General features: G+C 42.5%; 5 protein-coding genes. 2 read left to right on the top strand and 3 right to left on the bottom strand.

Going from position 1 to position 9,087, the window contains the following annotated elements; genetic code table 11:
* Window positions 1-40: 40 nt before the first annotated feature.
* Together F6K53_RS29035 and F6K53_RS29030 are read right to left on the bottom strand one after the other, a co-directional pair.
* Window positions 41-544 carry an IS607 family transposase gene (locus F6K53_RS29035; RefSeq protein ID WP_293071364.1) on the bottom strand — a complete coding sequence of 168 codons (504 nt, stop codon included), beginning with the start codon at window positions 542-544 and terminating at the stop codon, window positions 41-43.
* A gap of 320 nt (window positions 545-864) precedes the next feature.
* The gene (locus F6K53_RS29030; RefSeq protein ID WP_293071365.1) at window positions 865-1,833 is read right to left on the bottom strand and encodes a carbohydrate kinase; all 969 of its coding nucleotides are present in this window, start codon (window positions 1,831-1,833) and stop codon (window positions 865-867) included.
* 840 nt (window positions 1,834-2,673) lie between these two features.
* Between F6K53_RS29030 and F6K53_RS29025 the strand changes: the two genes are divergently transcribed.
* Together F6K53_RS29025 and F6K53_RS29020 are read left to right on the top strand one after the other, a co-directional pair.
* Entirely contained in the window at window positions 2,674-3,387 is a 714-nt protein-coding gene (locus F6K53_RS29025; RefSeq protein ID WP_293071366.1) for a hypothetical protein, read from the top strand.
* A gap of 1,169 nt (window positions 3,388-4,556) precedes the next feature.
* A complete protein-coding gene (locus F6K53_RS29020; RefSeq protein WP_293071367.1) occupies window positions 4,557-8,069 on the top strand; it encodes a hypothetical protein in 3,513 nt (1,170 codons plus the stop codon).
* Between the two features lie 563 nt (window positions 8,070-8,632).
* On the opposite strand, the gene F6K53_RS29015 is transcribed toward F6K53_RS29020, so the two are convergent.
* On the bottom strand, window positions 8,633-9,087 hold a 455-nt coding region (locus F6K53_RS29015; RefSeq protein ID WP_293083055.1), incomplete at its 5' end, for a PD-(D/E)XK nuclease family transposase.

Genomic DNA, 9,087 nt, shown 5'->3' with positions numbered 1-9,087 from the left:
AGATGAAACCTTAGAGTAGTGCAGCCTTACTACAAAACCTTTACCCTATGCTGCATAATTTACCAACTATAAAGGCTGCACTACTCTTACGGTAACTTCTAACCAAGTACTCAATGAGTTCAAACCCAAATCGAATAAGTCTGTCTCTACAGGCAACAACAATCGTGAGCTTATCTCCGAGCACAATTCGTTCCAATATGGTTCTAAGCCCTTTCCTTTTGTAGTTGAGACCTGAGCCGATGTCAAAGATGATTTCGGCGTCGGGGAAGAGGGAATGGAGATAGGCGAGAAGTCTGTCGAGGTCGTCTCTTTGAAAGTTGGTACTGACTCGGCAGTAGCAAATCGTCTTGGTAGTTCGTTGTTCACGAAGTTGATCAGGTTTTGAACGTCTTGCTCCGAACCTGAGTACATCTTCTGAATGAAATAGTCTAGTTCCGCCTGGAGTCCTTTCGCATCTGAGAGTGCCATTATCTGCGTACTTCCGTAACGTGTTCCTTGATAGTCCTGTAAGTTCGACCGCCTTACGGATTGGTATAAGTGCCATCTCTAAAATCTAACACATAATTGTAGATAGTGTTAGATTAGTGGACATTTTTGTTAACTGTCACAAGCCTTCGGGGTCATGGTTTCTGAATTGGAATAGTAGTTTAAATTATCCATGTTTTAGGGAGTCGGGAGTCGGGAGTCGGGAGTCGGGAGTCGGGAGTCGGGGGAAGAGTGTGACAAGTGTAGGAAGTGAAACTTCAGTTTAAAGATAAAAACTTATAGAGTAAGCTGATGTGCATTTAAATTAGTTATTCCCTGTTCCCTGTTCCCTGTTCCCTGTTCCCTGTTCCCTGTTCCCGACAACTGCCGCGAAGTCTACTAACTAGATAGAAAAGCTTCCACCTCAGCTAATGTAGGTTGAGCTGCGATCGCACCAGGCTTGAGAGTGGTCAGTGCGCCTACTGCACTGGCATAGGTAACCACATCTTTGGCAACGGTTGGATCACTCAGACTGGACCGGTCACGGTGGCATAGTTGATAAATAATGCCACCAGTAAAGCCATCCCCGGCACCGGTTGTATCCTGGACTGCTACAGAAAATGCTGGTAATTTACCTTCGTTTCCTCCCAGATAGTAGGCGCAGCCTCGTTCCCCGGCTGTGACTAATACCCCTTTGACCTTATCCAACCGTTGTGCGATCGCTTTTGGATCAGCAGTGCCAAACAAAAACTCTCCCTCCTCATCAGTCAGTTTCAGGAAGTCCGCTTGCTGGATCATGTCTTGAATAATTTCAATGGCAGTATTGGCATCATTCCAAAAGACCGGTCGCCAGTTCACATCTATAAAGATAGAGACCTGGTGTTGTTGTGCCAACTTAACTGCTTGATTAATTGCTGCCTTACTGTGGGGATAGGCTAATTCCAGAGTCCCCAATACCAGAAACTTCGCTTCCTTAAATAGTTCAGTAGGCAAGTGATCGGCTTGAAGTCGTGTATCAGCGAATTCTGTGGTATCGATATCACCAAATCCAGCAAAACTGCGATCGCCTGACGCATCTCGGACTACATAGACGATCCGTGTGGGAGCTGTACCATGACGCTGTACTCCCGTGCCATCGACACCAATGTCCTTTAACAACTCTACTAGTATGTCTCCTGGCTGATCTTGACCAATACAACCGATAAATGCAGTGGGTATACCCAGCTTTACTAAAGCACAAGCAGTATTCGCTGGTGCGCCACCGGGATAGTCTGTCCAAGACTCCACCTGTTCTAGGGGTTTTCCTGGCTGATTAGACAAACGGTCAAACAACATTTCACCAGCACAGATCACCTGGGGACTTGTCATGAGGGTATTCCTTACCTACCAAATGTAATTGAACGGTGATTCGGGTAGTCTATCGCCCATCTTCTAAGAAGGAAGTGGCGCGCAAGTATTTCACCCAAACTGACATCAAATTATACTGTAGGTTTATTATTATCTCCCGACTAATTAACATAACCGGGATTATCAGTACTTCAGTTACCCTATATGCGCAATAGTTTTAAGGAATAGTTTTAACTCTGGTGGGAAGTAGTTCTATTAGTGGAAATGGCAGGTATTTGATGCGATCACCTACGGTGCCTCTCTGTCCAACGCCGGGAAGTCTGTGACGTGTACCTTAACTCTACCTAGTTTTCCGGAAAACGAATAAAACAAGGAGAAAAGTGGGCAAGCATAACGTCGCCCATTTCTCTCGTTGGGCAAAGTAAGCTATTTTTACTCGTAATTGAACCTCCCCACCCGTCGCAGGGATGGGGATTCCCAGGCACAGCCGTTCGCGACTGTTATCTCCATGGGCGTGACTTTCCCGCGCACCGAGGGTAGCTGAGTAGGGTCAATACCCAGTTTTTTTGAGACCCTTACTTTTTATCTTAACACTATTTGAGAGGGAAAAGAATACCCCGTCCTCAAAGGACGGGGTATTCTTTTCCCTCTCAAACTCTCCCACTCTGATAAAGACGATAAAAATCGATTAATTCAGCGTTTTTATGAACGGAACAGCTAAAAGCGATTGGCCGTAGGCGGAGCACTATACATTACTGGCTTGCAGTGATCATTGATTTTCCTGTCGTCTCTTGTTAACTTTTTGAGGCGACAAAGATAACAAGAGAAATATTTGCCGATGACGATCAAATAGGTATACTTATGAATAAGCGATCGCATTCCCGGTCAATGGTGCGATCGCTAAGTGGAGGATTACTCCAGTTCAATGTCATATTCATTCTAACCATGGAAAATAAGCAATACGTAACTCACTGTCCTTTCTACATTGGGGACATTAAGGCTGATGGTTTCAAGACGGAGTCTGGAGATTACTTGATGTCTCAGACTGGTTCTGCTGAAACCATCGGAGAAGATGAATCTTACGCCCGGCGTTTTTTGCGTTCAAAAGCCTTCAAAGATATATGGGGCAAGGGTTTTACGCCCGGCACTTTTGAGGTTTTAAACCCAGAGCAACTAAAAGGGCAGACTCGTATCAGTGGATGGCCTCCGGTCATAGTTGGGCTTTACTGGCATAGTCGTGGAAACAAAGGCAACAAAAGGGCTTTTGCATTGACTAACGGATTGATCATAGATGCATTAGAGGAAAGGATTCGTGAAGCTTTCGGTGATACAGCTACGATCAAACAAAGAAACGAAAAACTTTCTGAATACGTGAGTCTCTTAGAAGCTGAGAACACCGATCTAAGAAACAATAGCGAATGCTGGCAGTATATCAACCAGGAACTAAATCAGCAATTGGAAGACCTTTCGGAAGGTATGGCTGAACCAGACCATCTAGAGGCAGAAAATGCTCGCCTGTTGCGAATATTGCGAGAACATGGAATAAATCCCTATTCCCCGCAGAACTACATTTAATCAATCGCATCCTACCATTGCACTCCACACCCCGGCAGTCGCTGGGGCTTTTCATTGGTACAGCGATCGCGGTAAGGAAAAAACCTTACCACCCAGTCCCAACAACGCTACACAAAACTCAACAAAGGTAGTGGCTAACCCCGACTCCTTCCTTAGTTCCAATGATGGGTAGGTGACCCAACCGAGTCCCCTACCCAGTACCAACGACAGACAGCGACCAATCGGTCCCTTAACCTAGTTCCACTTTCAGGCGGTAGTCCCAACGGACGACCTACCCACTTCCAACACAAGAATTAACAAAGTTCACTTAATATTAAGTGCCGTTATCTTTTTGTTATTTCCTAACAGTAGTAAAAAAGATAATAAAAAGACGTATTAATACCTGTAACGGTAGTTATTGGGACTTCCGTGGTGGGAAGTAGTTCTATTAGTATAAATGCAAGTAATCGGATTTATTGGTACTTCATTTTTTCCTCTAATTCCTCATTAAATTCACTTTTTGTTATTTTTTATTTTTATCGAAAATAATAAAAAGTTAAAGACTGGTCGTAATGGGAAGTAGTTCCATTGTCTGAATTCTGGTAAAGGAACAGGATCGAGTCTTGGAATTAGAACTAGGGAAAGTGTCGGTGACGTTCTCAAGTACATAAAGTTGACAGGTTTGCTTACACACCTATCTCTTTCACCCGACAGCGGTTATTGAGAAGTTACCCTACTCGGAAACCCTAAATACAATGCGCTATGCCAAGTATAGATAGGGTTAGGCGGGGTTCAGGATGGAGTGCGATTTATTTTTGTAAGAGGTCTAGTGGTAATCGGTAGGACTGTACTAGTTAGAGATTTTTGTATTAAAAATAAAAATAACTTTGTAATAAGAACTTATTTTGTTTATAAAAAAAATGTAGCATATAGTAAGATTGAACTAGTATAATTACCACATTTTTTTTATTATTATGATAATAAAAAATGTGGTTGTTTATTTGTTTTTGAAGATTTACTAAAACTTTTTAGAATCACAATCCTACAGTGTGTTACTCTAAAATAGTCTAAACTAAAGAATCTCAAAACCAAACCAGTAGGTTTTTTGCTGGTCAAATAGTATCTCCAGCAATAGAGTCTATGGATGCGTCTACCAAAGCAGTAAATTCAAAGATTAAGAAACAGCACCCATGACTACTTTTGCAGAAAATAACTTAGATAACCCATTGGATTCTAGTCCTTCTATTATTAGTAGCAACCAAAGCTTTTTGGGGATTTTAGATGCCAGTGATGGTAATAATCCCACCCATAATGGTAGCTTCAGTGATGATTTTCGCTTGGAAGGGGTTAACCCAGGTCAAGTAGTTCAGGTTCAGCTAGAAGCTGATTTTGATACTTACCTGCAACTAATCAATGCTGATACGGAGGAAGTAATAACATACAACGATGATTTTGGTGGTAGTCTCGATTCCCAACTCACTTTCACTGTGGAATCAGATGTTGATTATCTCCTGCGAGCTACTAGTTATCGCTCCAGTGTAACGGGAGAATATACCCTCACCCAAAGGTATGTGGGTAATTTAGAGGAAGGTGATAGTAATAATCCTACCCGTAATGGTCGCTTCAGTGATGATTTCCACTTGGAAGGAGTTCTCCCAGGTCAAGTAATTGAAGTTAATCTGGAAGGGGATTTTGACACTTACCTACAATTAATTAATCGTGATACTGGGGAAGTCATTGCAGAGGATGATGACGGTGGAGAAGGGCGAAATTCCCAACTCACTTTCACCGCTCAATCCGATGTTGATTATGCCCTACGAGCTACTAGTTATGGCTCCGGTGCTACGGGGGAATATACCTTAACTACTAATGGTTCTACTGTATCTAGTCTCCAAGGTACTTCCACCCAAAGGTATGTGGGTAATTTAGAGGAAGGTGATAGTAATAATCCTACCCGTAATGGTCGCTTCAGTGATGATTTCCACTTGGAAGGAGTTCTCCCAGGTCAAGTAATTGAAGTTAATCTGGAAGGGGATTTTGACACTTACCTACAATTAATTAATCGTGATACTGGGGAAGTCATTGCACAGGATAATGACGGTGGAGAAGGGCAAAATTCCCAACTCACTTTCACCGCTCAATCCGATGTTGCTCATGCCCTACGAGCTACTAGTTATGGCTCCGGTGCTACGGGGGAATATACCTTAACTACTAATGGTTCTACTGTATTTAGTACCCAAGGTACTTCCACCCAAAGGTATGTGGGTAATTTAGAGGAAGGTGATGATAATAATCCCACCCGTAATGGTCGCTTCAGTGATGATTTCCACTTGGAAGGGGTTAACCCAGGTCAAGTAATTGAAGTTAATCTGGAAGGGGATTTTGACACTTACCTACAATTAATTAATCGTGATACTGGGGAAGTCATTGCAGAGGATGATGACGGTGGAGAAGGGCGAAATTCCCAACTCACTTTCACCGCTCAATCCGATGTTGATTATGCCCTACGAGCTACTAGTTATGGCTCCGGTGCTACGGGGGAATATACCTTAACTACTAATGGTTCTACTGTATTTAGTCCCCAAGGTACTTCAGATGAATTTAACGAATCTTTTTATAATTATCAAGATTTAGTACGAAAGGCGAGTAGCTCTGGCTTTAAAGAAGATGAGGAAAAACATGAATATAAAGTAGCAGAAGTTTTCACAGATGAAGAAACGGGATTTGAAGCCTATGGCTTTGTGCCCACCGATTCTGATTCCACCAAACCCCCTGTTTTAGTTATCGCTGGCAGCAATGATCCCTGGGACTGGCTTTACAATGGCGACCCAAGGGGCGTTGGTTACAGACAATTTGAAAGAAACGTTGATAGGATCATTAATTGGCTCAATGAAATCACACATAACACTAAACTACGCCCAGATATTATTGGGGAAAGTTTGGGTGGTGTGCTGGCTCAATCTTTTGCTGCGAGATACACAAGTTTAGGCGGTAAACTCAGCCAAGTTGTTTCATTTAATTCTCCAGGAATTAACAGGGATTTAGCAAATGATTTTGTGGCAGATAATGTAGAAAAGGTAACTCATATAGTTGGCTATGGGGATATCGTCAGTCTATTAGGGGATGACTATATAGAAGGAGAATACAAGCTAGCCCACTGGAATACTGACAACAATGATATATGGAAGTTCTCGCCATATATACAGGAAAAACACAATCAAAGCCGAGACCTACTCAAAGGTTCTATTATTAATAATCTCGACAGCGAAGATCTCAGTAACAGCTTGTTTAGTTATTGGGATATGAGAGGCGTTTCCAGTGCTGCTAGAAAAGATTGGGCTTTATTCAACCTCGTTGGAGGTATCTATACCCTTGGAGTCTTACCAACTTTACTGTCTAACCGTGGAGTAGCTGAATCAAGCCGTACCGTTATTGGTGGAGTAATAGAAGAAGTAACTCATGCAATCCGAAACCTTTCTAGCGATTCTCCATTAGGTCAAACCGCCCTACTCGCAGGTCAAGCGATAGATAACCTTGGGGATGGTCTGGTAAATCTCATTTCAGAATGGAATGAGGACATGTACAAAGCTGTAGCAAATTGGGACCCGAACCTGTGGACTGCGATTGAATTGTCTGGAGCGCCTGCCCTTAGCTACCTTGCCGTGGGTGGCATTGATGCAGCAGAAGCTTTAGCCAGTGGTGGTGTTTTAGCTACTAGTGCTTTACTTGCTGGTGGAGCAGAAGCTTTTGAAGCTCTCGCTGCGGGTGGTTGGAAAGCCACTCAAGCCCTTTTTAGCGGAGACGGTACAGAAGCCTGGGAAGCTCTTGCTGCGGGTGGAGAAGAAGCCTGGAGCGCAATTAAAGCAAGAGGTGTTCAAGCTTGGGATCATCTACTTGATGGTGGAGAAGAAGCTTGGATTGGATTAAAAAATGGCGGAATACAAGCTTGGCGTTCCCTCGCCGATGGTGGACAAAGGGCATGGGATTTAATTTCTGATGGTTATGCTTCTGTGACTTCCTTTATTGGCAACACTAAAGTAATAAAAGCATTCAATGAATTTGGGGACTACGTTCAGAAACTCCAAATTTTCCCCAGTGGTGATGAGATTCAGGACTTTTATAACAATACTGGCAAGTATTTACGTAATACTTTTAACTCCGTAGGAAACATTGTCGAACAAGTTAACTTCTTCCCCGATGGTGAGATAATTCAGGACTTTTATAACAATACTGGCAACAAGTATTTACGTAAGACTTTTAACTCCGTAGGAAACATTGTCGAACAAGTTAACTTCTTCCCCGATGGTGAGATAATTCAGGACTTTTATAACAATACTGGCAACAAGTATTTACGTAAGACTTTTAACTCCGTAGGAAACATTGTCGAACAAGTTAACTTCTTCCCCGATGGTGAGATAATTCAGGACTTTTATAACAATACTGGCAACAAGTATTTACGTAAGACTTTCAACTCCGTAGGAAACATTATTGAACAAGTTGAATTCTTACCTGATGGTGGGAAAGTAATACATATATTTGAAAATGGCATTAAAAAGTTCAGTGAAACTTTTAGCTCCTCTGGAGAATTCGTTGGAAGACTAGTTTACAATGCAGTCGGAGAAGTGATTGATGGAGTTGGAAAAGTTTATGACTCCATGATCAGTGGAGGTAAGAAAGTTTTAGACTGGCTAACATTTTGGTAAATTAAAGCCACTACTATCACTAGGCTTAATATGGAGTCTGTCCTGTTTTTGTGTAAGCTTCTGATTATTGACGGAAAATAGAGTTTTTTGAGCCTAATACCTAAATTTGGGGACAGGCTCTTAATCTGAACATCTTTAGCAGTGGTTTCTCAGCGAGCATAACCCAATTGTGCTTGCACGGACTTTAACATAGTTCTTGCCCACGATGTTTCCGTCTATCTTAATGCAATGACCTCGGAGCAATTGTATTTTTACGATACTGTTTGCGTCCATTCTTCTTGACTGTTTCCAGATCCGGCGTTCCCGACTTCTGCAAGAAGTCAGGGGAAAGGGTAAGGGGGAAGGGGTAAAGGTAAAAGCTTGTGTGTAAGCTATAGCAATAGATTCAGCTCCGTTGGGACTTTAGAACAGCTTCTCTAGCATTAACCCAACGACTGGGTTACCAATACCTCTCAAACCAGTTTTAATCCCCAAAGGGGGATTATCGGTATTTCAGTTCGCCTATCTAAGCAACAATTTTTCGCAAAAACCCAGGAATTTGTAGCTCTTGAAGCAATTTAAACCTACAACCGATCAATCTCATCGATAGTCAACCCCGTATATTGGGCAATATCCTGAGCAGGTAACCCTGCCGCCTTCATCTGCTTAGCAATCTGCTGTTTTTCTTCCTGTCTACCTTCTGCTTTACCTTCGGCTCTACCTTCTGCTCTACCTTGTTTGATACCTTGTTTGATACCTTGTTCTATGCCTTGTTCCAAGGTTTCATCAATCAAGGTTTGGGTAACATTGTACATATCCCGGTAGACCTTCAGGCTATCCTGATATAGCGCTTGCTCCCTAGATGAAAAATTGGCAATCTCTGCCACATCAAATAGCTGGGCAAACACATCGTCTTGCAACGGTAATGGGGGTTCATTCAACTGGGCTAGGTGTTTTAATAAAAATAACCACTTGTCAAAATGGGACTCCAACTCATCAAGAGACTTGCTAAATTTCGGTAGCTCAACATAAATAAACT

The sequence above is a fragment of the Moorena sp. SIO4A1 genome, assembly GCF_010672065.1.
Taxonomy (GTDB): domain Bacteria; phylum Cyanobacteriota; class Cyanobacteriia; order Cyanobacteriales; family Coleofasciculaceae; genus Moorena.
Note: the sequence above shows the minus strand (reverse complement) of the source record. Positions and strands in the feature narration are given on the sequence as shown.